The organism is Fictibacillus sp. 5RED26 (assembly GCF_015903895.1).
In the GTDB taxonomy this organism is placed as follows: Bacteria; Bacillota; Bacilli; order Bacillales; family Fictibacillaceae; genus Fictibacillus; species Fictibacillus phosphorivorans.
In genome coordinates this window covers 1,244,252-1,270,787 of record NZ_JACZDU010000001.1, presented here as the reverse complement: position 1 = coordinate 1,270,787, position 26,536 = coordinate 1,244,252, and the positions used below count along the sequence as shown (strand labels likewise).

Genomic DNA, 26,536 nt, shown 5'->3' with positions numbered 1-26,536 from the left:
TTCCACGAAGCTATCGAGTACATGTTAAGATTATTCTTCGATTTGTTCAAACTTTGATAAAGATTGATTTAATTCTTGAATTCTTGCCTCTAGATCGCCAGGCTTTTTCAATTCTTCAAAGTAGGAAACTACCTGATTTACAATGTAAGTCTTTGCTTCTTTTTCTGTGTTGACTAACACATCTTCATAATGCTGGGTAAGCTTTTTATCAGCTTCTACCAACCAATTCTCCACTTCATGATCTATCTCATCCACAAGATGATTTTTTAGCTCATTCGAACCACTTTGTTCAAAGAACTGCTTCGGATTTTTAAAATATGATAACCATTTCTTAAGTTTCGTTTCATCCTTATTTTCAAAATCTAAGGAAAAGGATGGTGTTTTAAATTGATTCCCTGTTTCATCTCTCTCCTGTAAACTCACACCTTCTTGAGCTGCTTTAGAGATCAGATGCTCCATTTTATCTTTCATATCTTTTTGTATCCAATGATCTAATCGTAATGAACAGGCTTTAAATTCTTGGTGCAAATCGTGTGAGATCTTTGCGTGAAGTTCTCTTATACATTCAGCTAAAGCATTCTTAGAATTTTGAACCGCAGCCGGATGGATCGTCTCTTTATAAAAATCATGATAACGAATCAATACACGCTGTTTTATATAATAGAGAAGTTCTTTTTGTTCTTGCAGAAATTGTTTTTTCGATATACTAATGTAATCATTACTGAAATCAACTAACGTGTTCTCTCTCTTTTGAAGACTCTCTAAATACTCGTCTTCTTTCTCCATTCTTTGAACGGTTTCTTTGATCATATTTTCTATGACCGCGCTTGCGTGTTTTACAGATGATCTTGCACTCTTGATCATTGCGTTTTCTAACTCATGTTCGATGTAATGAGTTAAGCTAGATGAAAATGCATAAAAACCACTTTCTGCACGCTTACTAGGAATCAGTTCATTTTTACTAGAAACCGGAAATAATCTTGGATTTCTGATACCAAATGTCAGAAGATTGCTCTTCACATGATGTACGACATCGTTCTTGTCTTCTTCCGTTTCAGCTAGATCGGCAGCATTGATCGCAAAGAACATCTTATCTGATGAAAAAGTATCTTTAATTCTTCCTAACTGGATCAAAAATTCGCGGTCTGCATATGAAAATGCATGGTTAAAGTACGTAAGATAAATGATGATATCTGCATCCTTCATGTATTCAAACGCGACTTCAGTATGGCGAGAATGAATCGAGTTAGCTCCCGGTGTATCAACGAGCACAAGACCTTTTTCTGTTAACGGACAGCTGTAATAGATCGTGATTTTTTTAATGAAACAAGCTTTTGTTTCATCTGCAGCATATTCGCCAATCTCAGAAATTTCTTTATTTAGTACATTGCCTAGTTGTTCTCTCGCCCATGCGTAGCCTGCTTTGTATGAAGCCAGTTCCTTGTCTGATGAATCCAATAAATCGTTCAATTCTTTCTCTGTTGTTTTTAAGACATTGTTAAGCTCTTGTTTTAGTTCTTCTTCACTCTTCATCTCAATCATGATCGAACCATGGTGGTGATCACGATCTGGGCATCGTATCTCATTAATTGCAGCTGTCGTAGGGTTTGGTGAGGAAGGAAGAATACTTTCCCCGAATAAGGCGTTAGCAAACGATGATTTACCAGCTGAAAACGCACCAAAGAGAACCATCGTAAACGATCGTTTATCTAGTCTCTTCTGCAGCTCTTCCATCTCTGACGCTAGGTGAGAAAGCCCTCTGATCGGCTTTAGTATAGAAGCGGCTATTGATAATTTTTCGGTTTCTTTCAAGAGAGAATCATTACTTGAATGTAACGTAATGTTATGTTCCTCTTCATATTGCTCCTTCAAGTTATCAATTGGTTCTTTTTCAAACTTTTTCTTAAACATCTCGATAGATAAAGGCTGATATTCAGCAAGAAACTTTCTTTCAAATTCATATACAGATCGATCACCTGGTAAATCAGCATACAGCATCTCATAAAGTTCATGTTTTTGCTCATCCCAATTTTCCGCGATCTCTTTATCCTGCTGCAGCGTTTTTATCTCATCCTCTAACCTATTCAACTCTTCTTTTAAGTTGGATAACTCACGGCCAACTTTTATATTTAAACATGATTTTACAGAATTTATACAATTTGTAATCTGGTGACGTGCTAGTCTTTTCACTTCATTTGAAATGTTGTTGCAATAGTTTAAAAGACCTTGCCCTTGAGCTGAAAGACCTGGTGTAACGAATGAATGTAACAATTCTTTATTTACTTTAACAGGTTCCCAATCTGGGAGGTTATGGTCCACTTCTTTTTGAAGAGTGCTTACATAGTTTTGCGCATGCCAGTTGATATGAGCATCGATCGACTTTTGTAGTTTTTCTGATAAATCTTTTGTTCGATCGTTTCGTTCTTGTTCTGTTTTTTGTTTAGAGAAGAAAATCCCTACTTTAAAGTCTTTTTTAGCAGATTCGATAAACAAGCCTGCGCTTTCTCTTGTCTCATAGGGCATTAATTGCGCAGATTCTAAAATGTTAACAAGTTGGTTCTTAACACTTTCCTCTTTTTCGATGATAACCTGTTCTTTTTGTGATAGTCGTTTTAAAAGATCTTCATGTTCTTTAGAAAAAGAAGCTAGTCTCTGACTTACAACATCAATAGTTGCTATACCTTCTTCTGTTCTTTCTACATAGTCATGCACAAAATGCTGAAGCTGATTATTCACTTGTTTTAATAGAAGAGCATCTTTGTTTTGCTCCATTCTTTTGATATAAGCCATAAGAGCAGTTAGGTCATTATGAGCAACATTTTGTTTCTTAACACTTGTGAAAAAGATATGTTCTTTCGGTATTCCATGAGATTGAAAAGAGTCAAAAACGTTTTCTTTAAAAGCTGTAAACTTCAACTCTTCTTCACGATGCTTATCAATTTGGTTAACGATTAGGCGGACATCTTTTCCTCTCTGAATCAAAGATGAAATGAATTCTATGTTCGTCTCAGAGAGTATATGGTTATAGTCCATTACATAAAAGATCAGATCAGCTAAATAGACAACGTTTTCAGTCGCTTTTTTATGGAGCGGATCTGTAGAATCGATTCCTGGTGTGTCGTAGTATGCTATATTCTCTGTATCCTCTTCATTACCGCCGTAATAGATCTCGATCGCCTCAACTAGTTCGGCATCTTTACATAGTTCTTTTATTTCATTTACGTCATAAGGATGCTCAAAAGTAACCACTTCTTTACTTTTGAGCTGAACAACCGCCTTTTCCTCTCCCTTGACCATTTTGACGATGTTTGCACTTGTAGGAATTGGAGAGGATGGTAGAATTCCTGTTTGAGAAAGTGCATTGATCAAGCTTGATTTTCCTGCAGAAAAATGGCCGCAAAAAGCTATAGCAAACTCTTCCTTCGCTACTTTGAGGAATAGTTTGCTTAATTGTTCTTCTTCTTTTCGATTGTTCATTTTTTGGAATGCTTCATATAAACCGATCAATCTTTGTTTTTCTGTTATCAATAATTCTTTTTCAGTTGACTTCATCGTATCCACCTGTCTTCAATACTGTATCACTATCCACTTTACCATATATATGATAGCGATTTCACCATTGATTATCTATTCTCTTGGAATCCGATTGAGTTTATTTTGAAGTAGATCTAAAAAAATACGCCATGAAGTATTCATCTTCAAACTCACCTTCTATGATTACCTGATCTTTTTGTTTCCCTTCTATAATAAAACCGGCTTTCTCATAAACCTTTACTGCCTTCTCATTTCCGGAGAAAACAGTAAGCCATATCTTATGTAGGTTATTTTTCTCACCCCACCTTAACGTATGAGCCAGCAGTTCTTTTCCTATTCCTAGACCTTGAGCCTCGGGATGAATCCAAGTTCTAAAGACACCGGTGTGTCTTTTCATTTGAAGTTCACCTTTTAGTACTCTAGCTATACCTACTACCTTTCCGTTTCGTTCGACCGCTGTGTACAAATTACCCTTACGCTTAACATCAAGAATAAACTCAACCTCTTCTTCAACTGAATGAGGCTCCTCTTTTTGAAGATATCTACCTGCTTTTACGATTGCTTCTACGTGTCGAGTAATATCTGCTGCATCTTTTTCTTCTACGGGTCTTAAGGTGATCTCTTCACCATTTTTCGCTGTAAAGAAGAAGTTATCCCCATTCGGCATGATTTTTATTCCTCCAAGTGTTGTGTTGTGATTGTATTATTATGTCTTCTTTACAGGTTGTCATTCATCAGGAAAAATAATGATGAGTGAGTATAATGGTTGATTGATCAATCTCAGCAATACCAAACGAGAATTGTTTCTGCCTTCTTTTATCCGTTGGCGAACCGGGATTAAAAAGTATACTATCACCTTTTTCATCATGAAAAGGAATGTGGGAATGACCAAATATGATCAGATCAGCTCCATCTCTTTGACATTCACTGTATGCACGTTCAGGTGTCGATCTTCCCTTTCCAAGATGACCATGAACCATCGCAACCTTCACATTCTCAATATCTACAAGTACTTTATCAGGAAGAGTACTACTCCAGCTATCCTGATCTACGTTACCTCTCACTGCATAAACAGGTGCAAACGTTTTAAGTTCTTCGTATACAGATTTCTCCGTCCAGTCTCCTGCATGAAATATGTAATCGATATGCTTCCTTAATATATCTAGAATGGGTTCAGGAAACGCCGTTCCTTTTTTAGGCATGTGGGTATCAGAAATGATTAATATTTTTTTCAAATCCCATTATTCTCCCTTCATTATGAGCTGTTAGTTTGAAATCAGTGTTTTTTGCTGTGAGATAGAAACATTATATTTTTAATTTCATCATAGCTTTCGTCCAATACAAAAAAAGCAAGGGAAAACTTCTCCCTTGCTTCCTAAAGTCTTATCTGTTTTTGAAATCTTCACGAACACGTTTTTGTGAACGATATGATTGATCACGGCTGCCGCTGCTACTGCGGTTTCCACCATCTCGAGAACCACTGCGCTCGCCTTTAGAGTATCCAGAACGGCGATTATCTCTTCCGCCTCCACCCTCTCTTTTAGGGCCTCCTCCAGAACGTCTACGATCAGAGAAACGATTATTAGGACGTCTCTTTTTAACTGATAGTGGCGGCTCATCTGTAAGATTGATCGGAGTCATATCAGGTTCTTTTGTAAGAAGCTTAAGCGCTGCAGCTAAAAGTGTAACAGAATCGTTCTCTTCTAGTAACTCAACTGCTGTTTGCTTATAACCGTTAAAGTTATCTTCTCCAACAACTTCCATCAGCTTTTCAAGCGTGATTTGCTGTTGTCCTTCCATTGCTTCTGAAACAGAAGGAATCGCACGTTTTACCATTTTACGCTTTGTGATTTTTTCGATCGTGTATAGGTGATCGATTTCACGAGGCGTGATAAATGTTAATGCATAACCTGTTTTTCCTGCACGGCCAGTACGTCCAATACGGTGAACATAGCTTTCTGGATCTTGAGGAATATCGAAGTTATAAACGTGAGAAACACCAGAGATGTCAAGACCACGAGCAGCTACGTCAGTTGCAACAAGAACTTCAATCGTGTTGTTCTTAAACGCACGTAACACTTTGTCACGTTTTGCTTGCGGAAGGTCACCGTGAATCCCTTCAGCGGAATAACCGCGTTTGCTTAAAGCTTCAGACAATTCATCTACACGACGCTTCGTACGTCCGAAAACGATCGCAAGCTCTGGAGAGTGAATATCCATGAAACGGCATAGCGCATCAAACTTTTGACGTTCTTTTACTTCAACATATTCTTGCTCAATGTTCTTAACTGTCATTTCAGAAGCTTTTACTTTAATAAGCAGAACATCCTTCATGAATTTAGCAGCCAAGTTTTGAATCTGCTTAGGCATTGTTGCAGAGAAAAGCATCGTGTGACGTTCTGTAGGAACGTTTTCTAAGATCTTTTCAATATCTTCAACGAATCCCATGTTAAGCATTTCATCCGCTTCATCAAGCACAACTGTATGAACGCTATCAAGCTTCAATGTTTTTCTATTGATGTGGTCTTGCACACGTCCTGGTGTACCTACTACGATGTGTGGACCATTTTTTAATGCTTTAATTTGTCGAACAATGGATTGTCCACCATAAATCGGCAATGTTTTAATTCCTTTAAATTGACCGATTTTGTTGAGTTCTTCTGCTACTTGAACAGCTAACTCACGAGTTGGAGCTAATACGATTCCTTGAACGAATCGTGATCTAGTATCCATTTTTTCGATTAGCGGTATACCAAACGCAGCTGTCTTACCAGTCCCTGTTTGTGCCTGGCCAATAAGGTCAGTCCCCTTAAGTGCTGTTGGAATGGTATCACGCTGAATCGGTGTTGCTTCCTCAAATCCCATATTATTAATGGATTGAAGCAACTCAGGACTTAGTCCTAGTTCTTGAAATGTTGTCAATGTTCTATCTCCTTTTCTGTGACGAAAAAGGTTTTACGATAACCTCGTGGATCCGGCATGGTTTGTAATGTTAAGCTGCCGACCAATTTGTTTTTTCAAAATACATCATGATTTGCACATAAAATAGCATTTCCTTATAACATATTGATGGGAAATGCTTAGCCATGTGAATATGCGTAAAAATTAAACGTTAATAGTTACAAGGCTATCCGTAATTCAAACTTGTTCCGTCCATATATATTCCGTTGTTAAACTTATCACGTAAACCTAATAAATGCAACTCTTTACATTTAGAAGTGATGTTTAAAGTTTATTCACCCCACTCTTTAAACATGTGATGTTTCACTTGGACGCTATTATTCTAACCAATGGGGTTTTAGATGAAACGTCTTTTCTTTTGTTAATAAAGAATAAATTTTAAAAAGCATCACACGCTAACAGTATTATCTCTTGTATGAAAGAAGGACCTCTCATGGATCAAAATTGGGTTTCTGTTATTCCGTTCTTAGTGGTAATCCCTATAGCTATCAAGACTAAACAAGTTCTCCCAGGTTTGATCGCTGGTCTTTTGACTGGCTCATACCTTCTCCACCCTACTCTTGTGGGTGGTCTAGAGAAGATGGTCCAATTTCTAGTCAAAGGGCTTGTAGACCCTAAAAACATAAAAATATTAGTGTTTTTGTATGCTTTTTCCGGACTCATTTCCATGATTAAACTTTCTGGTGGAATCAAAGGCTTTGTAGAAGAAGCTTCTAACAGGATTGAAACAAAAAAAGGGGCATTGTTGCTTACTTATGTGTCTACAATCGGCACTTTTGCTGCTCCAAGTTTTCGTTTCGTCACGATTGCTCCGATCATGAGAGCTCTTTTAAAAAAGGTAAAGATGTCTACCCAAGAGCTCGGCTTTGTCATTGAAACAACAGCAACTCCCATCATTGTGTTGATACCAATCGCTACCGCTTTTGTTGGATACATGACTTCTATTGTAGATATCTCTTTGAAAAACGAAAACATTAACGCAGATCCATACTCTCTTTTTATACAAAGCATCCCGTTTAATTTTTTCTCTTTTGTCATGATCATCGTAGGGGTATACCTCAGCTTTTTTCACCATTCAAAATCAACAGAAGAAACCGATCCTAAAGATGTTGGAGAAAGTGAAGAGGACGACTGGCATAGTTGTGATCCTGCCGTTAATAGAGAACTTCCGAACAAACCATTGAACTTACTCATTCCGCTCATCTTAGTCGTCTTCCTTACTCTATTGTTAACATGGTGGGATGGTTACAAAAAAACGAAAGATAGTTTTTTTGAGGCTTTCATTTCAGCAGATGTTATGGATGCGATGCTGATCGCTCTGTTGTTTACAACCATATTCACGTTTCTTTTTCTACGATTTCAGAAAATGAAAACGGGTGATCTGTTGAATGGATTTATTTTCGGTGGCAACGAATTGATGAGTGTTATCGTGCTGTTAGCTGTTGTTTGGGGCTTATCGTCTGTTACTGAAGAACTTGGTTTCTCTGCTTTTGTAACACGATACGCAGGATGGATCCCTGGATCAGTTATCGTCCCATTGCTGTTTATCTTCGGTTGTGCTGTCTCCTATTTTATCGGATCTGCCTGGGGTACGTGGGGAATATTAATGCCTCTAGGGGTATCAATGGCAGGAGTGGCAGATGTTTCTCTTCCTCTTGTGATTGGAGCTGTCTTTGCAAGTGGGACATTCGGAGCATTCGCTTCACCGTTAAGTGATGATACGAATACGATTGCCCGTATTTTAAACCTATCTGTTATCACCTATGCACGATACAAGTTAAAACCTGCACTAATTGCTGCTGGCATAACAGCGGTACTATACGGAGCAACTGTATTCTTCATTTGAACCTCCTGATTTAGGAGGTTCTTTTTTTTCCTTCTTCTCTTACTTTATTTATCACTTCTTGATAGCGATCTCGAGACCATGAATGATAAGAAGGATGTGGTACACCTTCTATAATGGTTAACCTGTCTTTATTAGACAGTTTGTTAACGTATTTTTCTGCAAATCTTCCGCATGGAACGATGACCGTGTTTTCTTTAATCAGTGAGGTTAACCTACTTTCGAATTGGTTTAATAACAATTGATCGAAATGAGCTCTCGCTTCGTCTTTATAGACTTTTACCGAACTCGTTCTTACTGCTTCAGCAACTTTAATCTCATCTCTATATCTGTTAACAAAAGTATGATCGGGAAATGCAGCACCTTGCAAAGGAAACGGACAAACATTTACGATTCCAAATACTGTCTTCTTTTTTTCGTCTATGTACTGCTTTAACACCTTTCCCATCGGAGGACTATCTTCGACTGCAAATAATTCTTTTGCCATCGATCTGCCTGAGAGACCGGCCAAAGGTACTCCAAATTTGATTTCCTCTTTATGAGGCGATTCTAAAATAAATATCATATTCGTATGTTCAGAAATTAAATCTTGAACACGATATCGTTCTGATGCTTCTTCAAAAAATGAATGAATGTCCACCAAATCTGCCTCCTTCAATCGTAAATAATTGTGCTTTCTTTATTCGTATGCCACAATATCATCATTACTTTAAAGACATTCTTAAGGAGTGAATATACTTTGAAAATCATTATGAATGAAGATACTGCAAATTATGTGATCAATGACCTACAAGCATCATCGGACGATTCCATCCGTTTTTTCGTTCGCCTTGGAGGATGCAGCACGGTTCAAGACGGCTTTTCATTAGGACTTACAAAAGATACACCAAAACATCCTGCTGCTGAAATCGTTGTAGAAAATCATAAATTCTTCATCGAGCAAGAAGATGAATGGTTCTTTGACGGAAACGATCTAACGGTTTCCATTACGGATGGAGAAATTAAATACGATTTTAACGAGAACAAAAACTAGGCTATATGAACTTTTGAAGTTCCTGGATTCTTCCTTCTCTTTTCATGATCTCTACTTGCTTATCCCCGATAAGGTCAAAATGGGGGTAAGCATCTCGTTCATGAATCCACTCTTCCTTTAAACCGTAAGTTCTTCCCCACTCAGATAATCTTTTCCGATCGTTACAACCTACTTTTGTTACACTCTTTGCTGTTGGAAATCGTGAATCATACCAAAAATGGGTGAGGAATGCGATGTTACCCATCTCTACTTCATCTTTCCATCTTTTTAAGTCAGCACGTTTTATTCCGAAAGCCATTATTCTGCTGAGCTCATTTCTACGTAGGCTTCATGCCAATCAGGAAAATATTTTTTTATAGAGATCGGTCGAAAATTTTCTTTTTTTACACAAACATGAGTGGATTCGCCTATAACACATAACTCGTTTTGATCGTTAAAGATCTCATAATAATAAACAACCTTGATTCCCGAATATTCTTTTACAGCTGTTCTAATATGTGCTTTTTGTCCATATGTTAAGGGTTTTTTATAAGAAGCTTGAATGTCTGTTACGGGAGAAAGTATCCCTTCCCTTTCCATGTCTGCATATTTAAACCCTAAATGTTCAATGAGCTTTGTTCTACCGATCTCAAACCAAATCAAATAGTTCGCATGATACACGACACCCATCTGATCTGTCTCTGCATATCTAACATCAACGCTACTTTCAACAAATTTCATAAATCATCTGTTTCCCTTCGTGTTGTCTTTTCTTATCACTTTAGTAGAAAATGAAAAAAAAGACCAGCAATATGCCGGTCTTTCTCTTATTGAAGGTCGTTACCTTCTCTATAAGCCTTTTCTTCTTGAATCTCATTTTGAAACTGCTCTATGGATTCTTGTCTATGTTGATTCTTCTCTTTGATCTGCTCTTTTTGGCTTGCAGTCAGCTCTGTGTTAGCCGCAGTCTGATTAGCTTCAGAAATATTTTGTTCTGTGTTCTGAACCATTTGTTCTAATCGTTCAACGTTATTACTTCTATCGTCTCGGTTTGGTTTGTTCATGATGATTCTCCTTTGTAGAAAGTTCGTACCATCATAGTTTGTACTAATCACCAATAGGATTATTCTTTAATTTTTTTGTAATAAGATCGGACTCATGTTTTGAACGCTGGATTGACAAAGTTCAGACAGGTATTTCCAATATTCCACTACACTGTCATCTTCAAGATTTTTCATTGTAATCTCAAGCCATGCTAACTCTTCGGCGAGCCTGATCGATGAACCAATCCAATATTTTTTGTTTTTCACTGTTATTTGAAATGGTTCTTCAAATCGAAACGGAAGATAGAATCCTTCCGTGTTCGGATGCAGGATAATATGCTGATAAACGGTTCCTTTTGTAAGCTTGGCATAGAACAAAAATACCCCATCATTTTTTGCTGCGGCTTTTTTTAACTTTTCTAGCGTTTCTACATTTCCTAGTTCCATCGTTGTAATTTCTTTATCCCAGTTCAACTCTTCACGAAAAGGAACAAGATGCCCTAATCGCTGCATTTCAATCTCTAACTGACGATATAAATAATCCTGATCATCTTTGTTATGTGATACAGGTAATGGTTTGACAGATGCCGTGATCAAACGTACCCCTCCTAATTCTTTCACTACATACACTTTTTCGACAAAATCTTTCGTATATGGGAGTCAAAAGAAAAAATTATGGAGAGGTAATTTTTAGAAAGTACTTTGTTATTTCCCTTTAGGTGGTACATAATCTGCATGATCGTGCGACTTATTAGCCATCTTTTTTCCATTATTACTGTTGCTCTCACGCGGCTGAGTGCCAATATGATTTGGTACGAAATCTTCTGGAAAACGTTTTGGATTACTCAAAGGTCCAACCTCCTTTCGTCTTCTTTATACTTTTCCATTAATCAAAATCAACTATTCATAAGTAAAGTGGCAATTATTTTTTTCAAAGTCTGATTATTTCGATTTTATCTTGGCTATATTGGTACTATCCCAATAAAGAGGTGCAGTGATGAGGAAAAATAGAAAAATGAATTTCAGAGAGCTCGTGAACGAGAACAAAAGACAATTGTTGAAAGATGAGTCCTATATTGAACAACTCGAGATCAAACTCGACGAAAAACATACGAAAAAAGCATAAAAAAATCCTTTGCCTAAAGATATTGGCAAAGGATTTTTTTATTAGTTTTGCGTTTGAGAAGAATGAGCAAGCTTGTTACGAAGCACCATAGGAAGGATACCACCATGACGGTAGTACTCAATTTCAACTTCGCTGTCAAAACGAGCTACAACTTCAAATGTTTTTTCAGTTCCATCTTCAAAAACTGCTTTAACTTGAACAAGATCACGCGGTTTAACCGTTTCATCAACAGAAACCGTGAAAGACTCTTTTCCTGTAAGTCCAAATGTCTCAGCATTCTCACCATCTTTGAATTGAAGAGGAAGTACACCCATCAACACAAGGTTTGAACGGTGGATACGTTCGAAGCTTTCAGCAAGTACAGTTTGAATTCCTAGTAAAGTAGTACCTTTTGCTGCCCAATCACGAGAAGATCCCATTCCGTAATCTTTTCCTGCGATTACCATAAGACCCGTACCATTCTCTTTGTATTTCATCGCAGCATCATAAATGCTCATCACTTGGTTAGTCGGCCAGAAAGTTGTCCAGCCACCTTCAGTACCAGGAGCTACAGCATTACGAATACGGATATTCGCAAACGTACCACGCATCATTACTTCATGGTTACCACGACGAGAACCGTAAGAGTTAAAGTCACGTGGCTCAACACCATTTTGAATCAAGTATCTTCCTGCAGGAGTATCTTTTCCGATCGCACCAGCTGGAGAAATGTGATCAGTCGTTACAGAATCTCCGAATTTAGCGATAAGCTTAAGATCTTTAAGCGGTTGGATCTCTTTAAGTTCTGCAGAAAGCTCTTCAAAGAACGGAGGGTTTTGAATGTATGTTGATGATGTATCAAAACCATATAGTTGGTCAGCTGAAGTCTTCAGTTCGTTCCAGCGTTCGTTCTCATCAAATACACGCTCGTATTCCTTTTTGAACAATTCTGGAGTTACTGCTTTCTTCATCGCTTCATTGATCTCTTCTGATGAAGGCCAGATATCTTTAAAGTAAACTTCGTTGCCCTCTTTGTCTGTTCCGAAAGAATCAGATTGAAGGTTGAAATCTACAGTTCCAGCTAGTGCATACGCTACTACTAATGGTGGAGAAGCTAAGTAGTTAGCTTTTACAAGCGGGTGGATACGTCCTTCAAAGTTTCTATTACCTGAAAGGACTGAAGTTACAGTGAGATCGTTCTTAGAGATCGCATTTTCAACTTCAAGCGCCAAAGGACCTGAGTTACCGATACATGTTGTACAGCCGTAACCAACAAGATTGAACCCTAACTGATCCATATAGCTCATTAAGCCTGCTTCTTCTAAATAACGTGTAACAACTTTAGAACCTGGGGCTAATGATGTTTTTACATAGCCAGGAACTTTTAAGCCTTTTTCAATCGCTTTCTTAGCAACTAATCCAGCACCTAACATTACGTATGGATTAGAAGTGTTCGTACAGCTTGTGATTGCAGCGATCGCAACAGCACCAGTCTTCATCGTCGAAGTTTCGTTGTTCGGATGCTTAACAGTAACTTCTTTATTGATCTCATCAGCTGTTAGTCCGAACCCTGCATTTCCTTGTGGAGCTACAAGCGCTTTATTAAAGCTTTCTTTCATCTGAGATAAAGGAATCAAATCTTGTGGGCGTTTTGGTCCTGACAAGTTTGGTTCGATTTCAGAAAGATTGATTTCGACTACGTCTGTAAATTCAGGATCAGCATCTCCTGCTGTGTAGAACAATCCGTTTGCTTTGCAATACGCTTCTACAAGCTGAATTTGATCTTCAGTTCTACCTGTCAGACGAAGATAGTTTAATGCTTCTTCGTCAACTGGGAAGAAACCACAAGTTGCTCCATATTCAGGAGCCATGTTTGAAACCGTAGCACGGTCTGCAAGCGGCATATCCGCAAGTCCTGGACCGAAGAACTCGACGAACTTCCCTACTACTTTCTTTTCACGCAATACTTGCGTTACTTTAAGTGCAAGGTCAGTTGCAGTCGTTCCGTTTGGAAGCGTTCCTGTTAATTTAACACCGATTACTTCTGGAACTGGGAAGTAAGAAGGCTGTCCTAACATGCCTGCTTCTGCTTCAATCCCACCGACACCCCATCCTAATACACCAAGACCGTTGATCATTGTTGTATGAGAATCAGTACCTACTAATGAATCAGGGAATGCGATTGTTTCACCTTCAGATTCGCTCGTAAGGACTACAGGCGCCAAGTACTCTAAGTTAACTTGGTGGACGATTCCTGTTGCAGGAGGTACAGCACGGTAGTTGTCAAACGCAGATTGAGCCCAGCTCAAGAGTTTGTAACGTTCTTCATTTCGAGCAAATTCAAGGTTCATGTTGAAAGCAAGTGAGTCTTCAGTACCTGCCTTATCAACTTGTACAGAGTGGTCAACTACAAGATCAACTGGAATTTCAGGGTTGATCTGAGAAGGGTCTCCACCCATATCCTTCATTGCTTTACGAAGAGAAGCTAAGTCAACAACAGCTGGTACTCCTGTAAAATCCTGAAGAATAACACGTGAAGGCTTAAAAGGAACATCGATATCTTTTAGTTCACTCGTGCCCCACTTTGCAAGATTTTCAACGTGTTCTTTGTTGATTACTTTTCCATCAAATTGTCTTAATACAGATTCCAATAATACTTTTACAGAGTAGGGTAATTTCGATACATTACCAATTCCCGCTTCTTCTAACGCTCCTAAACGGTAATAGCTATATTCCTTACCGTTCACATCAAAAGTAGAACGGGCATTAAATACATCATTTCTTTTCATGTTCCACTCTCTCCCTTCACTAACAATCATACACGATTATGAGAAAAATTGTCGAAAAAATGTGTTCAATTTCACAGTCAATCACACAGAATCTTTTTTTCCCTCTATTATCATACGTAAAACCCTTTCATAAGTAAAATAGTTAATGGTTATCAATCGACATAAGTTTTACTTATGGTGTGAATATCACCATCATTCTCTTGCTCGCATATAGTAATTTACGTAATACTTCTTTTTGTTTTCCGCTTAAAAACCACTCTTCAATAGATCGGAGGGAAACAGGATGGAATGGTTAAAAAAACTTGCTGCGTTACTCGTGTTGATCGGAGCATTAAACTGGGGAGCGATCGGACTTTTTGATACAAACTTTGTTACAGAAATTTTTGGAAGCGCTACCACGGTGACAAAAGTTTTATACAGTTTGATCGGACTTTCTGGCGTCTGGCTCTTGCTCAGTAAATATAAATCGTGAACGTAAAGAGGCACTCCTTATTTTGGAGTGCTTCTTCTTTTTGATATTGTGCAAACTAATGATTACGGAGGTGACAAAAAAATGGGAAGAAATAAAGCAAATCACTCGCGTCCTGGAATGAACGCAGCAAAAGCTCAAGGTAAAGGTGCTGGGTATGATACCGAATTCGGTAATGAATCGCTTTCCTTACCGAACGAAAAGCTAAGTGAAGCTGAGCGTCAAAACAATAAGAAAACGAAAAAACGACATTAAGGTTTTGGAAACTGGCTCTGAAGCTGTTGAAGCTCATTTAGAAAGCTTTCTAACTGTGGCTGTTGATGTTCTGAAGCCGTTTCAAGTGCGTTTTGTATTTGTTGACAAGCCTTTTCATTTTCTGTCATAAAATGAGCATAGAACACTCCATATTCACTGTTTGAAGCATCCAATGTTTTGGAGATATCCATCGCATGTTGATAACCTTGCTCAGCAGCTTGATATGCTTGTTGTTTGTTTTTATGATAGGGCATAATTACCATCCTTTGTTTTGGTTTACCTTTAACGTTCCAATTTTAGCTATAATTATTCAATAAATTGCTTTCTGTTGTTGATTAAGGTGTCCATACGAAAGACATCTTTGACAAGTTGGTTGGAGTGTAAGGTGTGAGACTCCTGGGGGATCAGTAGCTCACCGCCCGCCCCCCGGAAAGCGAGCACCAAAAGCGGAAATCAACTGCTTTCAAGGCGCCGGATAAAAAAAGGAGGCTTATTATGGGAGAGCATAATACGTTTAAAGATATTCGAAAGAACGCTCCAAAAGGGGAAAACCCTGGACAACCAGCTCCTATGAGTGGTTCTAAAAAAGTGAAGCAGCGTAATCATACAGGACAAAACTCTGGAGAAGGCAGATAATACAAAAAACATAAAGGACTGACAGATTCTCTGTCAGTCCCTTTTCTTAGTCGATTGAACGTATCGCATCTTCAAGTGTCAAAAGCTCTTCTTCTGAAATCGTTCTAAGATCTAATAGTACTTCTTCCTCTTTGATCCTCACGATAACAGGGGTTTGATAGTTCCGAAAAGCTCTTGCTAAGTAATCTGCACCTTTAGAGTGTTTAATACCAAGACAAAAAGTTGGCAACTTCACATCTGGCATCGTTCCTCCCCCAACTTGAGAGAAATCTTCCAGAATTCTGATTGTTAAAGAAGAATGATCTTCAACCTTTCTTTTTAGTCTCCAAACTATCTCTCTGATCTCTTCAGGAGTTTTTAAAATATCTCTAACTGTAGGAATCGTTGAATATTCTTCGTTTAAATACGCCTGCAACGTTTCGTTTAAGGCTGCGATCGTAAATTTATCCACTCTTAAAACTCGAGCTAGTTGATGTTTCTTTAATATGCCGATGATTTCCTTTTTCCCTGCAATAATCCCAGCTTGTGGGCCTCCCAAAAGTTTATCTCCGCTAAAAGAAACAACATCTATACCTTTGTTGATAACAGAGGAGATTAAGGGTTCATCACCTATTCCAACGGACTGAAAAGGATAGAGTGCACCACTTCCCAGATCTTCATATACAATTAGTTCCGGGTGATTCTTTTTCAACTGCATCAACTCGCTAGAAGAAACTTCTTTTGTGAACCCAATCACCTTGAAATTACTTGTGTGAACCTTCATGATCATACCGGTTTTATCCGTTATCGCTCGTTCATAATCAAAAAAATGTGTTTTATTCGTAGTTCCAACTTCCCGCAGCTCCGCACCACTTTCTTCCATTATAGAAGAAACACGAAATGAGCCTCCGATCTCTACAAGTTCACCTCTTGAAACAATGACTTCTTTGTTTTTTGCTAGTGCTTTGAGAACTAAATAAACGGCTGCAGCATTATTGTTCACGACCATTGCTGCTTCTGATCCTGTCACTTGTTTAATTAGCTCCTCTGTTAGATCATGCCTAGAGCCTCTTTTCCCTTCCTCCAAGTTATATTCTAAATTCGAATACATTCTTGCTGTTTCACTCATCCGCGCTACGCTTTTTTCACTGAGTCTAGAGCGACCAAGATTTGTATGGATAACGATTCCGCTAGCATTGATCAGTGAACGAATCTGATCTTTAGGATGAGCTAATTTTGCCCTTGCTGAATTCAAAACAAGTATTCTGATATCAGTTTTCAAGTCAATTGCATGGGGGGCTTTAAGAATATACTCTCGCCAATGATTGATCGCCTCTTGAACAGCTCGTGTTATTTCCTTTTCTGGTTTGCCATTCACTTCAGAACTGATATCTTTCACTGCCTCATGCACGGCAGGAAGCTGCCTTAATAAATCTGATTTTGACAAAATGAAGCCTCCTTAAGGTATCAACGATCTCCTTAAGGAGGCTATCGTTGTTAAGCCTTTAATTTTTCTAAGTGTTGAATGATCAGGTCGTGATCCGGAAATTCTCCGGTCTCTTTTTTTGAATAAATCTTATCACCATCAACAATAACTTCAAAAACTCCGCCAGAACTTGGAATCAGTTCAAGCGATGAAACTTTAGATCGAAAATGGTTGAACAGGTCTTCCGCGAGACTCGCGGCTTTTGGTGCAAAGTTTCACATCATGCAGAATTCAATAGATACTTTCATGATACATCCTCCTTTTTTAAGACTATTTTAGTATATCCTTAGGCAAATCACAAAAATAATGTTTATACTAACAAAAGGAGGTGTCGTTAAATTATGACAAGCGAAGATAAAGTAAAGCTCACTCACCTTTCCTCAAAAGGTGGTTGAGGCTGTAAAATTGGTCCAGAAGACCTGGCGCAAGTTTTGCGTCATCTACCAAAACGCGAATATGACCCTAACCTTTTAGTTGGTTTAGATACTTCAGACGATGCAGGTGTCTATAAGTTAACTGATGACCTTGCCATGATCCAGACTGTCGACTTTTTCACACCTATTGTAGATGATCCATATATGTTCGGACAAATCGCTGCTGCTAATTCACTAAGTGACGTTTATGCGATGGGGGGACACCCTACAACAGTAATGAATATTGTAGGCTTTCCGATCAACACACTTGGTCATGATGTGCTCGCCGAGATTCTAAAAGGAGCAGCTGACAAAGTGAAGGAATCAGGTGCGGTGCTTGTTGGAGGACACTCGATCGATGATTCTGAACCTAAGTTTGGTCTGTCCGTCACAGGACTCGTACATCCTTCTAAAGTATATAAAAATGTAGGAGCAAGACCAGGAGATGTTCTTGTATTAACAAAACCTATCGGTGTCGGTATTCAAACCACTGCTATTAAAAAAGACAAGCTTACTGACGATCAGCTTCAGTTAGTCAGCAAAACGATGGCCACATTGAATAAAACAGCAGCAGAATGCTTGGAAGGTCTATTTCCAAACGCTGTAACCGATGTAACAGGTTTCGGCCTTCTCGGTCATGCGACTGAGATGGCAAAAGGAACGGGAGATATTACCATCGAGATTGATTATCACAGTGTACCTCTTTTACCAGGTACCACAGAGCTTGCGCAAGAAGGAATCGTGCCTGGTGGTACTAAAGCAAATCATCGCTGGATAAAAGATGATGTGCTCTATGGCAATGAACTTTATGAGTGGCAGCAATGGATTTTATGTGATGCTGTGACTTCTGGCGGTTTACTCGTGAGTCTTTCTGAAGAAGAAGCTGCAGAATATCTTAAGAGACTTCACGATAAAGGTATAGGTGACGCAAGTATCGTCGGTCGTGTTCATGAGATCTCTGAAAAACCGATCAAAGCCAATTAAAAACAAAAAACTCCGACATCGGAGTTTTTTTGTTTTTTATAGATGGTTATAAATCTCCGCGTACACGGTTTCATCAAAATCTTTAGGTGCACCGTCAAAAACTAGCTTTCCGTTTTTTAACGCAATAATTCTTGTAGCGAATTTTTTTGCAAGAACCACATCATGCACATTAATGATTGATACGAGATTTCGTTTTACATGTGTTTCTTTTAATAGTTGAAAAATCCTTTCAGCTGTTCCAGGATCTAAGCTTGCGACAGGTTCGTCTCCCAAAAACACTTTAGGGTTCTGCACGAGTGCTCGCGCGATCGCAACTCTTTGTTTTTGTCCACCGCTTAACTTCTCCACTCTTCTTGTTGGTTCAACCGTTAGCTCAACTTGTTCAATAGCTTCTAGAGCTTGCAATCGATCAGTGGGTTTAAACAATCCTAACAGATTTTCATAAGATTTTTTGTATCCGAAAAGACCTGTTAAGATGTTCTGAACCACACTCATCCTCGGTATTAAGTTAAAATGCTGAAAGATCATACCTGTTTTACGCCGGACTTCTAACGTTTCTTTGTGAGTCATCTCACTCAACGTTTTATCTCCCCATTTCACATAACCCTCAGAAACAGGCTGCAGACCGTTAATACATCTTATAAACGTTGATTTACCTGCACCGCTTCTACCTAGTACACAAACGAACTCCCCTTTTTGGAAAGTAATACTTACATCTGTTAAAGCAGGTTCTTTAGTACCAGGATATGTGACAGATACATTCTCAAATTCAATCATGTTATCACCTAAATAACCTTTTCCCGAATTTTTCCGCCAATATAATCCACCAAGATCACCATGATCATGATGAGTAGAACGTCAACAGAGACTAGCTGATATTGAAACGTTTTAAAATGAATAAACAACTGTTGTCCGATTCCCCCACCACCAATAAGACCTAAGATGAGTGAAGTACGTATAGCTACTTCAAATCTGTAAAAGAATTGAGACAGTACATTCGGCCATATTTGTGGTAGCACTGCAAATAGATTTCCGATCCACTTACTTGCTCCAACCGCCGACATCGCTTCGATCGGACCCTTATCTGCCGCCTCGATCAGTTCAGAAATCAACTTACCTAATACCCCGATGTTATGCAAGACGATGGCGATAACAGCAGGAAATGGTCCTAGTCCGAGCGTTGTTAAAAGAATTAAACCGAACACGAATTCAGGAACTGATCGTAAGAAGCTAAGTAAGAAACGTGTCATTGAATATACAAAACGATTTCTACTCGTGTTTCGAGCGGCGATAAAGCTTAACGGAAGTGCGATGATTAATCCGAATAAGCTCCCCAAAAATGCGATAGCGATCGTTAATAAACTTTCTTGAAACAGATATGGTAGACTCTCTGTGTTCATCGGAAACCATTTCGACAAAAAGTCACCCATATTCTGAAAGTCACTAAATTTTGAAAGATCAAACTCCGTTAACTTCATGCTACCTAACACGAGTATTGTTAAGCATAATATGATTAATAATTGGCTCCTCTTAAACCAAACCATGGTTCCCCTCTATTCTTGAATGGTACCCTCTTTAATAGCCGCTTTTCGGATACTTTCGTAATCCTTATTTGCGGCTTTCGTAAATCCAGTTGCGCCAAAAGCATCCAAAATTTCTTTATCTTTAATATCTAAAAAGATCTCTTGAAGTTTTTTCATCGTTTTCTCATCTGTACTTTTAGATACAGCCCAAGGATATTGGAACAATTTCTCTGACTTCCAGATCACTTTAAACTGATCTCCGTCGATCGTTCCTTCTTCGATTAATTTATCGTATATCGCGCTGTCGATCGCACCAACATCCACTTGTTTGTTTTGAACAGCAAGAGCGGTTGCATCATGAGAACCGGTAAACCTAACATTATTAAAATCACTATCAGATTCACTTCTATAGATGCCTTCATCTTTTAGTTTGATACTCGGAATCAAAGAGCCCGAAGTTGAGGATGGATCACCAAAAGCAAACTTTACGTTCTTAGCATCAGATACCATATCCTCAAGGTTTGAATATTTGCTGTCTTTATGGGTGATCAAATAAGAATAATAGTATGGTTCACCTTTGATCAATTGTGTTACGATCGCTTTAGCTCCACTTTCTTCATGAGCAACAACGTATGTAAGAGGTCCGAAATAAGCCATGTCGATCTTATCATAGTTCATCGCCTCAACAACACCGTTGTAATCCGGATAAGATGTGATCTTAACTTCTCTGTCCATCTTCTCACTAAGCACTTTCTGAAGTTTATCAAGTGCCCCCTTCATCTCACCTTCCGTTTGGGCTGGGATTACCCCAATCGTAAAGACCTCATCTTTATTCGATTTTGCATTCTTCTTATCATCGTTATTCGTTCCGCAAGCTGATAAGAGTAAGATCATAGTCAGCAGCAACAAACTAAGTTTTTTCATCATATTCTCTCCTTTTTTCTATTAATTTTTATATAGTTCCATGTATGAAGCTATTTCTTTTTTAATAGTGTGCTTCTCTTCTATGGTTTGAAACCCTCTATCACTAAGTTGTTTATAAAATTCTTGATCAGATATCACAATCTTTATAGATTGGTATAATTCTTCATGAGATTGAAACAGCAATCCGTTATTTCCGTGTTGTATGATGCTAGAGTTTCCAACGTTCTCCCTTGCGATTACAGGCTTCTTAAAACTCATCGCTTCTAATAATGCTGTCGACTGTCCTTCTGAGATCGATGTATTCAATACTACATCTCCCCATTCATAAAGCTTTTTCATCTGACCGAGCTCTACTTCTGGTAAATAATACAGCCAATCATACTTATTTTCTGCTTCTTTCATTTTTTTAAATTCTTCAGAATCTAAGTTGGGTCCTACTATTAAAAAGGTGAGATCAGGATAATCGCTAGACAATTTAATCATACTCCGCAATGCAAAAAGAACATCCTTAACTGGGCGAATTCCAGCTGGCAGTAAAAGTTTAGGCTTTCCATCGGGCAAAGTGAACGCTTCATTCTTATTTTCAATAGAAGGTAAATAAATACTTTGAGGTATTACATGGATCGAATGATCACTTAGTCCATAGTCTTCGACGAGCAATTGTTTAGCTTTTTGAGTAAAAACTGTGATTGCTTTCGCTTCACGCAACAGAGGAAGATACCTTTTTTCGTCTTCTTCTAGCGAATGATTGAGATCTGTTCCTCCAGAAGTAACGATATAAGGTTTATCCAACGTAACATCATTTTTTTCAGCCCATTGAACGAATCTAGAAAAATGAAGGATGTGATAGATATCCGCTTTCTCCATCCATTCAAAAAGAGTAGGATTAACACCAATTTCTTCATATGGAAAAAAAGAAAACTCAACTTTCTCAGACAATCCATGTTCTAATCGTTTGGCCGTAGTAGAATTTCCACGATTTTGTTTATAATACGGAGTGAAAAAGACGACTCTCACTTATTGCACCCATTTCCTAACATTAGATTCCCGCATCGTATACCCTTTTGAATCCATACATTCCAATATCGGTATTAAGAACTTTCTTGATGTATGAAGAACCGCTTTAGCATCCTGCACGGAAAACGTTGAATCCGTATTGATTCGCAAATGTTCAACTGCTGAATCAAATGCCTTTCTACTCAACATCACTTCATCAAACAGCAATACCACTTCATTGGATTTAATCAAAAAATACTTAAACTCATGATAAAGTGGTTCTGGAAGTTGTTGAGCGTTATAGATGTTCTGTAGGTCATCCGGCTCGAGCTGTGCTTCTTCCAAGGTGGCAAGAACATTCGCCATCCTTTTCGCCCATTTTTCCGGATAATGCGGTTTGAAATGTGATAAATGAACAAAATAGTCTGTGATCGAAACGGTTGAATCTGTTATCCATTTTTCAAGAAGCGTGTTAACTATTTTCGGATTTACTTCATTTTGGAACGATTGAACAATTTCTGCCTTTGGAATACCTTGCCTTAAACTATACTCGCTATGGAAGTTTTGAAGTTTGTTCATGATGCTAGATTTTATATGCTTTACCTTAGAATCAGCAACCAAAAAATTTTGTATTCGAGCAACAGAACCCTCACTTATTAGTTCATCCAACGTGTGTTGAAGAACTTCATCATCCATTCCACTCGAGCTCTTAAGTTCTCGTTCTGTCATCGATCCTACTTTATTAAGCAACTGTAGGACCCGCTCATTTGGAGTTCCTTCATGTTTACTCCTCAATCGTTCGATCGTCTCCGTTCCAAATCTATAAACAGATCCGTTCGGGTCGATAACCTCTCCTCCTCCGATCGTTTCCTCAGGAGTCGGCCGTCTTAAGATGAAACGATCACCTCGTTTTGTTACGACCTCTTGATCTAATCGAACTTGACAATATATTTGATCTTCATTGACATCTAACTCATTTCGGTCAAAAAGGACGAGTTTACCCATCACTTCCGACGTACCACTATAAAACTTCACGGAAGAGCGCTGTTTCAACTTCCCTTTCCACCCTTCACCCGTTGATAATACGAGATCGATAGTGTTCGTGGTCGAATAGACATTCGGTTCTACTAGAACATGCCCTCTTTTCCAATCCGCTTTAGAACCTCCTGAAAGATTTATCGCTGCTCTTTGACCGGCTCTAGCGGAATGAACTTCTTGTTTATGCACTTGAAGTTTTCGAATCTTCACTTTAACGTTCCCAGGCTGAACAAAAAGTTCATCACCTTCCTGTACTTCACCTTCATAGACAGTACCTCTTATAACAGTCCCTTGTCCTTTCACCGTAAAGATATGATCAATCGGCATGCGAAAAGCGCCTTGTGAAGATCTAACAGGTTTGTCTTTTAAGAGGTTAATGATTTCACTCTTCAACTGGTCTATTCCAGCAGAAGAAACACTGTCTACAAAATGTATTGGAAAATGTTCAAACACCGATGAGTTTGTAAGCTCCAAAATGTCTTCTTCAACTAACAAACGCATCTCGTCATCAATCATATCTGACTTCGTAACAACGATGATTCCCTTTTCAATGCCTAAGAAGGAAAGAATTTCAAAGTGTTCTCTCGTTTGAGGCATCACTCCTTCATCTCCCGCTATTACAAGGAGAACAAGATCAATTCCTGCTACACCAGCGATCATTTGACGGATGAGCTTTTCATGCCCTGGTACATCTACGATGGAAGTATGCAGATCCTTCGTTAACGGAAAAGGTGCAAACCCTGGTTCAATCGTTATCTTGCGAGCTTTTTCTTCTTTGAGCGTGTCTGTGTCGATGCCACTTAATGCTTTAGTAAGTGTCGTTTTTCCATGATCGATGTGTCCTGCCATTCCGATCGTATAATATTTAATCGTCATATGTTTAACCACCTATATGTACATACTCTTCTACACTTTATGAAAAGGAGATGTAAAAAACAAGGATAACGCATTATTCATTGTTGAAAAATAGCGAAGTTTGCCTGATCAATATTATTTCCCAAGTCGCCATAAATGAATGTATATTTATTCACGCCTGTATACCCACAGGTTATCCACAGAACAAGTTATTCACACTTGTCCACAGGGTGAACTGTTATAGTGGAGAAAATAATCTGTTATAGCGGAAAGCTGTTATAGTTCATTATCCTCTCTGTTACAGTCGTTCTTTTCCATCGTTCGACAAACCTACACTCCCCTATCGTATGTAATAATTCACAAGCCTTGTCCTAACGTGGTAAAATGCTGTATAATGCAATAGCGAGCTAGAAATTCTATTTGGGGCCAGATGCGTAGCTGGTGCTTGCCTGGGTCTTCAAAACCTTTTGGGAGGCGCGTGCCGTCTCCGGTGGGTTCGATTCCCACATGGTCCCGCCAAAAAATTTATACATACGAGGTGGACGCATTGTCTGGATGGTTCATCACTTTTATCGTGTTATGGTCCGTTTTTTTATTTACCATGTTTGCAATCGGCGGATATTTTATGTTTCGCAAATTCCTAAAACGCTTACCTAAAGAAGATGGAAAATCAATCTTAGATTGGCAAGAACATTACATCGACCAAACCATTCATCTATGGACTGATGATCAGAAGAAACTTTTAAACGAATTAGTAGCCCCGGTTCCTGAACTCTTTAGGGATGTAGCAAAAGAGAAGATCGCTGGCAAGATCGGTGAGTTAGCATTACAAGAAAAAGCAAGTTCAATGTCACAAGACTTAATCATTCGCGGCTATATCATCGCAACACCCAAAAGAGATCACAAATGGTTGATCAAGACACTAAAAAAGAAAAACATAGACATTAAACCTTATCATTCTTTACTCGCATAAAGAACCCCCTGAATCTAAAGATTCAGGGGGTTCTCTTCTCTATGTTATAATGCGATCTCATTTTTCTTTTTATTGAACAAAACGAGCATGGCAAGTCTCCACGGTAAGATCATCCCAAACGCAACGATGAAGAATAATGAACTTGTTTCAAAGATAGATATCGTAGAACCAATATACCATTTTAAAGCTAAGCGGATGGCAAACAATCCGATAATGATAAAAATAAAGGCTTTCGATCGAACCAAGTATACATGATCACCTTTAATTTCGAATTTACTTGTCATGATAAGAAATATCGAAAACATGATACCTACTAAGAAAGCCTCCCCTGCTTCCGTCCAGGTGATGTGAAAAGCAGGAATCACGAACTGAAGAAAGCCTGTGCTCATAGCCAACGGGGGAATGATGATCTTTTTTGTGGTAACCGGTTCTCTTGTTTCTTTCATTCGAAAATTAAAAATAATCACTGCCATAATAATGGCAAAGCATGTACTCGCAATAAAAAACACGGTTAGTTCCCTTCCCCTACTTCTTTCTCGATCTTATCTTCTGCAATTGAGAGGATAATGGTCATCGTAACTCCGATTACTGTCAAATATACACCTAAATCAAAAAGCATCGCTGTAGCAAGCTCTGTTTTCCCTAACAAAGGGAGTTGAAAATAGCCAAAACTGTGACTCAAAAACGGAACACCTAAAACAAAGGAACCTGCGCCGGTGAGAATGGCGATCAATAATCCAGCTGCGATCATGTACGTAAAGTTTATCGGCAATATTCTATGTACAGGTTGTAACCCGTAGGAAACATAGAGAAGAAGAAATGCTCCCGCTCCCATCAATCCTCCGATAAATCCTCCACCTGGAGCATTATGCCCTGAAAAAAGCATGTTAATTGAAAAAGCTAGAATAACAAAAACAATGATATTTGTTGTTGTTTTTAAGATAAGGTCATTCGATCGTGAATGCATGATGTATATCCCCTTTCCATATTACTCTTAAAAACCTTTGAATCCTCCAAACACACGGTTTGTTAGAAATGACGTTAATTGTGTCAGCCAATCAAAGTATAGCAGGATTCCCATAACGACCATAAGAGTCCCTCCTACCAACATAAACTGACGGTTGAACTTTTTTATTACCTTTAGTTTATCCAAAAAGAAGCTTAAAACAAAGAAAGGAACAGCAAATCCTAAAACATACGCGACCATATACGTCATAGATGCTGCCGGATTTGACACCCCAAGCGCAATAACGCCTGCTAGAATGGGACCCATACAAGGTGTCCATCCTGCTGCAAAACCAATACCGATCAACACGGAACCTAGATAACCAGTAGGACGAGATTGAAACCTTACCTTCTTATCCTTCATCAAAAATGTAGGAGTTATGAATCCCATCACGACAAGACCGAAAAAGATGATTACAATAGCTCCAATTTGCCTTAACAGTGTTTGATATTGTACGAATAGATCACCGATTATCGTAGTCGATAGACCAAGGAAAATAAATATGATCGAAAATCCTATTAAGAAAAATGTAGTATGTAGAAGCGCCGTTTTTCTTAGCATGGCGTTTTCTTCTTTAAGTTCCTGAACAGAGATCCCAGTTATGTAAGATAGAAAAGCAGGATACAATGGTAAACAGCAAGGTGAAATAAAGGAGAGCAAGCCAGCTCCAAAAGCAAGCAGAATATTAAGATCGGTCATTTTTTAGTAAGCC

Annotated in this window: 30 protein-coding genes and 1 tRNA gene; 9 read left to right on the top strand and 22 right to left on the bottom strand. The window is 38.5% G+C overall.

The window, feature by feature from the left end; translation table 11 throughout:
* Window positions 1-30 precede the first annotated feature (30 nt).
* From IHV10_RS06675 to IHV10_RS06660, 4 genes are all read right to left on the bottom strand, one after another.
* Window positions 31-3,552, bottom strand: coding sequence for a dynamin family protein (locus IHV10_RS06675; RefSeq protein WP_197127844.1), 3,522 nt, complete (start codon window positions 3,550-3,552; stop codon window positions 31-33).
* Between the two features lie 100 nt (window positions 3,553-3,652).
* The gene (locus IHV10_RS06670) at window positions 3,653-4,201 is read right to left on the bottom strand and encodes a GNAT family N-acetyltransferase (RefSeq protein ID WP_197127843.1); all 549 of its coding nucleotides are present in this window, start codon (window positions 4,199-4,201) and stop codon (window positions 3,653-3,655) included.
* A gap of 67 nt (window positions 4,202-4,268) precedes the next feature.
* On the bottom strand, window positions 4,269-4,769 hold the full coding sequence (locus IHV10_RS06665; protein ID WP_197127842.1) for a metallophosphoesterase family protein: 501 nt from the start codon (window positions 4,767-4,769) through the stop codon (window positions 4,269-4,271).
* Between the two features lie 148 nt (window positions 4,770-4,917).
* Window positions 4,918-6,456 carry a DEAD/DEAH box helicase gene (locus IHV10_RS06660; protein ID WP_197127841.1) on the bottom strand — a complete coding sequence of 513 codons (1,539 nt, stop codon included), beginning with the start codon at window positions 6,454-6,456 and terminating at the stop codon, window positions 4,918-4,920.
* A 472-nt stretch (window positions 6,457-6,928) separates the two neighbouring features.
* Here IHV10_RS06660 and IHV10_RS06655 point away from each other — a divergent pair, with 472 nt between their 5' ends.
* Window positions 6,929-8,341: a Na+/H+ antiporter NhaC family protein gene (locus IHV10_RS06655; RefSeq protein WP_197127840.1), complete on the top strand. Its 1,413-nt coding sequence runs from the start codon at window positions 6,929-6,931 to the stop codon at window positions 8,339-8,341.
* A 10-nt stretch (window positions 8,342-8,351) separates the two neighbouring features.
* On the opposite strand, the gene IHV10_RS06650 is transcribed toward IHV10_RS06655, so the two are convergent.
* Window positions 8,352-8,978, bottom strand: a complete 627-nt coding sequence (locus tag IHV10_RS06650) for a uracil-DNA glycosylase family protein (RefSeq protein WP_197127839.1) — start codon at window positions 8,976-8,978, stop codon at window positions 8,352-8,354.
* Between the two features lie 99 nt (window positions 8,979-9,077).
* Here IHV10_RS06650 and IHV10_RS06645 point away from each other — a divergent pair, with 99 nt between their 5' ends.
* Entirely contained in the window at window positions 9,078-9,371 is a 294-nt protein-coding gene (locus IHV10_RS06645) for a HesB/YadR/YfhF family protein (RefSeq protein ID WP_231619427.1), read from the top strand.
* 1 nt (window position 9,372) lies between these two features.
* On the opposite strand, the gene IHV10_RS06640 is transcribed toward IHV10_RS06645, so the two are convergent.
* From IHV10_RS06640 to IHV10_RS06620, 5 genes are all read right to left on the bottom strand, one after another.
* A complete protein-coding gene (locus tag IHV10_RS06640; protein ID WP_137789564.1) occupies window positions 9,373-9,669 on the bottom strand; it encodes a hypothetical protein in 297 nt (98 codons plus the stop codon).
* Complete coding sequence (locus tag IHV10_RS06635; protein WP_197127838.1) at window positions 9,669-10,091, bottom strand: acyl-CoA thioesterase; 423 nt, start codon at window positions 10,089-10,091, stop codon at window positions 9,669-9,671. The genes IHV10_RS06640 and IHV10_RS06635 overlap by 1 nt, the downstream gene beginning before the upstream one ends.
* 86 nt (window positions 10,092-10,177) lie before the next feature.
* Complete coding sequence (gene tlp / locus IHV10_RS06630) at window positions 10,178-10,414, bottom strand: small acid-soluble spore protein Tlp (protein ID WP_066393949.1); 237 nt, start codon at window positions 10,412-10,414, stop codon at window positions 10,178-10,180.
* A gap of 66 nt (window positions 10,415-10,480) precedes the next feature.
* Window positions 10,481-10,990 (bottom strand): hypothetical protein, encoded by a 510-nt coding sequence (locus IHV10_RS06625; protein ID WP_066393947.1) that lies wholly within the window; start codon window positions 10,988-10,990, stop codon window positions 10,481-10,483.
* Between the two features lie 108 nt (window positions 10,991-11,098).
* Window positions 11,099-11,242, bottom strand: a complete 144-nt coding sequence (locus IHV10_RS06620) for an acid-soluble spore protein N (RefSeq protein WP_066241162.1) — start codon at window positions 11,240-11,242, stop codon at window positions 11,099-11,101.
* A 148-nt stretch (window positions 11,243-11,390) separates the two neighbouring features.
* Between IHV10_RS06620 and IHV10_RS06615 the strand changes: the two genes are divergently transcribed.
* On the top strand, window positions 11,391-11,519 hold the full coding sequence (locus IHV10_RS06615) for an FbpB family small basic protein (RefSeq protein WP_197127837.1): 129 nt from the start codon (window positions 11,391-11,393) through the stop codon (window positions 11,517-11,519).
* Window positions 11,520-11,560: 41 nt separating this feature from the next.
* Here IHV10_RS06615 and acnA read toward each other — a convergent pair whose 3' ends face one another.
* The gene (gene acnA / locus IHV10_RS06610) at window positions 11,561-14,287 is read right to left on the bottom strand and encodes an aconitate hydratase AcnA (protein ID WP_197127836.1); all 2,727 of its coding nucleotides are present in this window, start codon (window positions 14,285-14,287) and stop codon (window positions 11,561-11,563) included.
* Between the two features lie 283 nt (window positions 14,288-14,570).
* On the opposite strand from acnA, the gene IHV10_RS06605 reads away from it, so the two are divergent.
* Together IHV10_RS06605 and sspO are read left to right on the top strand one after the other, a co-directional pair.
* On the top strand, window positions 14,571-14,759 hold the full coding sequence (locus tag IHV10_RS06605) for a DUF378 domain-containing protein (RefSeq protein ID WP_197127835.1): 189 nt from the start codon (window positions 14,571-14,573) through the stop codon (window positions 14,757-14,759).
* 81 nt (window positions 14,760-14,840) lie between these two features.
* The gene (gene sspO / locus IHV10_RS06600; protein ID WP_137789569.1) at window positions 14,841-15,011 is read left to right on the top strand and encodes a small acid-soluble spore protein O; all 171 of its coding nucleotides are present in this window, start codon (window positions 14,841-14,843) and stop codon (window positions 15,009-15,011) included.
* Here the strand turns inward: sspO and IHV10_RS06595 are convergent.
* Window positions 15,008-15,265 carry a hypothetical protein gene (locus tag IHV10_RS06595; RefSeq protein ID WP_197127834.1) on the bottom strand — a complete coding sequence of 86 codons (258 nt, stop codon included), beginning with the start codon at window positions 15,263-15,265 and terminating at the stop codon, window positions 15,008-15,010. The two genes, sspO and IHV10_RS06595, sit on opposite strands and share 4 nt — an antisense overlap.
* Window positions 15,266-15,506: 241 nt before the next feature.
* Here IHV10_RS06595 and IHV10_RS06590 point away from each other — a divergent pair, with 241 nt between their 5' ends.
* On the top strand, window positions 15,507-15,647 hold the full coding sequence (locus tag IHV10_RS06590; RefSeq protein WP_137789571.1) for a small acid-soluble spore protein P: 141 nt from the start codon (window positions 15,507-15,509) through the stop codon (window positions 15,645-15,647).
* 46 nt (window positions 15,648-15,693) lie between these two features.
* Here IHV10_RS06590 and selA read toward each other — a convergent pair whose 3' ends face one another.
* Entirely contained in the window at window positions 15,694-17,073 is a 1,380-nt protein-coding gene (selA, locus tag IHV10_RS06585) for an L-seryl-tRNA(Sec) selenium transferase (RefSeq protein WP_231619426.1), read from the bottom strand.
* A 50-nt stretch (window positions 17,074-17,123) separates the two neighbouring features.
* Window positions 17,124-17,360, bottom strand: a complete 237-nt coding sequence (locus IHV10_RS22940) for an Rdx family protein (RefSeq protein WP_305069352.1) — start codon at window positions 17,358-17,360, stop codon at window positions 17,124-17,126.
* Between the two features lie 93 nt (window positions 17,361-17,453).
* On the opposite strand from IHV10_RS22940, the gene selD reads away from it, so the two are divergent.
* Window positions 17,454-18,509 carry a selenide, water dikinase SelD gene (gene selD / locus IHV10_RS06575; RefSeq protein ID WP_197127833.1) on the top strand — a complete coding sequence of 352 codons (1,056 nt, stop codon included), beginning with the start codon at window positions 17,454-17,456 and terminating at the stop codon, window positions 18,507-18,509.
* A gap of 36 nt (window positions 18,510-18,545) precedes the next feature.
* Here selD and phnC read toward each other — a convergent pair whose 3' ends face one another.
* From phnC to selB, 5 genes are read right to left on the bottom strand one after another with little or no spacing between them, the layout of a single operon-like run.
* Window positions 18,546-19,286 (bottom strand): phosphonate ABC transporter ATP-binding protein, encoded by a 741-nt coding sequence (gene phnC / locus IHV10_RS06570; RefSeq protein ID WP_197127832.1) that lies wholly within the window; start codon window positions 19,284-19,286, stop codon window positions 18,546-18,548.
* A gap of 8 nt (window positions 19,287-19,294) precedes the next feature.
* On the bottom strand, window positions 19,295-20,053 hold the full coding sequence (phnE, locus tag IHV10_RS06565) for a phosphonate ABC transporter, permease protein PhnE (RefSeq protein WP_197127831.1): 759 nt from the start codon (window positions 20,051-20,053) through the stop codon (window positions 19,295-19,297).
* A gap of 9 nt (window positions 20,054-20,062) precedes the next feature.
* Window positions 20,063-20,956, bottom strand: coding sequence for a phosphate/phosphite/phosphonate ABC transporter substrate-binding protein (phnD, locus tag IHV10_RS06560; protein WP_197128228.1), 894 nt, complete (start codon window positions 20,954-20,956; stop codon window positions 20,063-20,065).
* Window positions 20,957-20,977: 21 nt separating this feature from the next.
* On the bottom strand, window positions 20,978-21,973 hold the full coding sequence (locus IHV10_RS06555) for a glycosyltransferase (RefSeq protein ID WP_197127830.1): 996 nt from the start codon (window positions 21,971-21,973) through the stop codon (window positions 20,978-20,980).
* A complete protein-coding gene (gene selB, locus IHV10_RS06550; RefSeq protein ID WP_197127829.1) occupies window positions 21,974-23,866 on the bottom strand; it encodes a selenocysteine-specific translation elongation factor in 1,893 nt (630 codons plus the stop codon).
* Between the two features lie 401 nt (window positions 23,867-24,267).
* Between selB and IHV10_RS06545 the strand changes: the two genes are divergently transcribed.
* Both IHV10_RS06545 and IHV10_RS06540 read left to right on the top strand, forming a co-directional pair.
* Window positions 24,268-24,364: transfer RNA gene (locus IHV10_RS06545), tRNA-Sec, on the top strand.
* A 28-nt stretch (window positions 24,365-24,392) separates the two neighbouring features.
* On the top strand, window positions 24,393-24,818 hold the full coding sequence (locus tag IHV10_RS06540; RefSeq protein ID WP_255520071.1) for a DUF2621 domain-containing protein: 426 nt from the start codon (window positions 24,393-24,395) through the stop codon (window positions 24,816-24,818).
* 44 nt (window positions 24,819-24,862) lie between these two features.
* On the opposite strand, the gene IHV10_RS06535 is transcribed toward IHV10_RS06540, so the two are convergent.
* The 3 genes from IHV10_RS06535 to IHV10_RS06525 are packed head-to-tail and all read right to left on the bottom strand — an operon-like array spanning window position 24,863 to window position 26,523.
* Complete coding sequence (locus IHV10_RS06535; RefSeq protein WP_197127828.1) at window positions 24,863-25,327, bottom strand: CcdC family protein; 465 nt, start codon at window positions 25,325-25,327, stop codon at window positions 24,863-24,865.
* Between the two features lie 2 nt (window positions 25,328-25,329).
* Complete coding sequence (locus IHV10_RS06530; protein ID WP_260858765.1) at window positions 25,330-25,788, bottom strand: Na(+)/H(+) antiporter subunit B; 459 nt, start codon at window positions 25,786-25,788, stop codon at window positions 25,330-25,332.
* 24 nt (window positions 25,789-25,812) lie between these two features.
* Window positions 25,813-26,523, bottom strand: a complete 711-nt coding sequence (locus IHV10_RS06525) for a cytochrome c biogenesis CcdA family protein (protein WP_197127827.1) — start codon at window positions 26,521-26,523, stop codon at window positions 25,813-25,815.
* Between the last annotated feature and the right edge of the window lie 13 nt (window positions 26,524-26,536).

What these genes read in the sequence shown, in the direction of transcription:
- selB (WP_197127829.1), bottom strand. Translation starts at nt 23,866, where the DNA reads ATGACGATTAAATATTATACGATCGGAATGGCAGGACACATCGATCAT.
- sspO (WP_137789569.1), top strand. Translation starts at nt 14,841, where the DNA reads ATGGGAAGAAATAAAGCAAATCACTCGCGTCCTGGAATGAACGCAGCA.
- IHV10_RS06590 (WP_137789571.1), top strand. Translation starts at nt 15,507, where the DNA reads ATGGGAGAGCATAATACGTTTAAAGATATTCGAAAGAACGCTCCAAAA.
- tlp (WP_066393949.1), bottom strand. Translation starts at nt 10,414, where the DNA reads ATGAACAAACCAAACCGAGACGATAGAAGTAATAACGTTGAACGATTA.
- acnA (WP_197127836.1), bottom strand. Translation starts at nt 14,287, where the DNA reads ATGAAAAGAAATGATGTATTTAATGCCCGTTCTACTTTTGATGTGAAC.
- IHV10_RS06605 (WP_197127835.1), top strand. Translation starts at nt 14,571, where the DNA reads ATGGAATGGTTAAAAAAACTTGCTGCGTTACTCGTGTTGATCGGAGCA.
- phnE (WP_197127831.1), bottom strand. Translation starts at nt 20,053, where the DNA reads ATGGTTTGGTTTAAGAGGAGCCAATTATTAATCATATTATGCTTAACA.
- IHV10_RS06595 (WP_197127834.1), bottom strand. Translation starts at nt 15,265, where the DNA reads ATGCCCTATCATAAAAACAAACAACAAGCATATCAAGCTGCTGAGCAA.
- IHV10_RS06675 (WP_197127844.1), bottom strand. Translation starts at nt 3,552, where the DNA reads ATGAAGTCAACTGAAAAAGAATTATTGATAACAGAAAAACAAAGATTG.
- IHV10_RS06640 (WP_137789564.1), bottom strand. Translation starts at nt 9,669, where the DNA reads ATGGCTTTCGGAATAAAACGTGCTGACTTAAAAAGATGGAAAGATGAA.
- IHV10_RS06525 (WP_197127827.1), bottom strand. Translation starts at nt 26,523, where the DNA reads ATGACCGATCTTAATATTCTGCTTGCTTTTGGAGCTGGCTTGCTCTCC.
- IHV10_RS06635 (WP_197127838.1), bottom strand. Translation starts at nt 10,091, where the DNA reads ATGAAATTTGTTGAAAGTAGCGTTGATGTTAGATATGCAGAGACAGAT.
- phnD (WP_197128228.1), bottom strand. Translation starts at nt 20,956, where the DNA reads ATGAAAAAACTTAGTTTGTTGCTGCTGACTATGATCTTACTCTTATCA.
- IHV10_RS06615 (WP_197127837.1), top strand. Translation starts at nt 11,391, where the DNA reads ATGAGGAAAAATAGAAAAATGAATTTCAGAGAGCTCGTGAACGAGAAC.
- phnC (WP_197127832.1), bottom strand. Translation starts at nt 19,286, where the DNA reads ATGATTGAATTTGAGAATGTATCTGTCACATATCCTGGTACTAAAGAA.
- IHV10_RS06670 (WP_197127843.1), bottom strand. Translation starts at nt 4,201, where the DNA reads ATGCCGAATGGGGATAACTTCTTCTTTACAGCGAAAAATGGTGAAGAG.
- IHV10_RS06655 (WP_197127840.1), top strand. Translation starts at nt 6,929, where the DNA reads ATGGATCAAAATTGGGTTTCTGTTATTCCGTTCTTAGTGGTAATCCCT.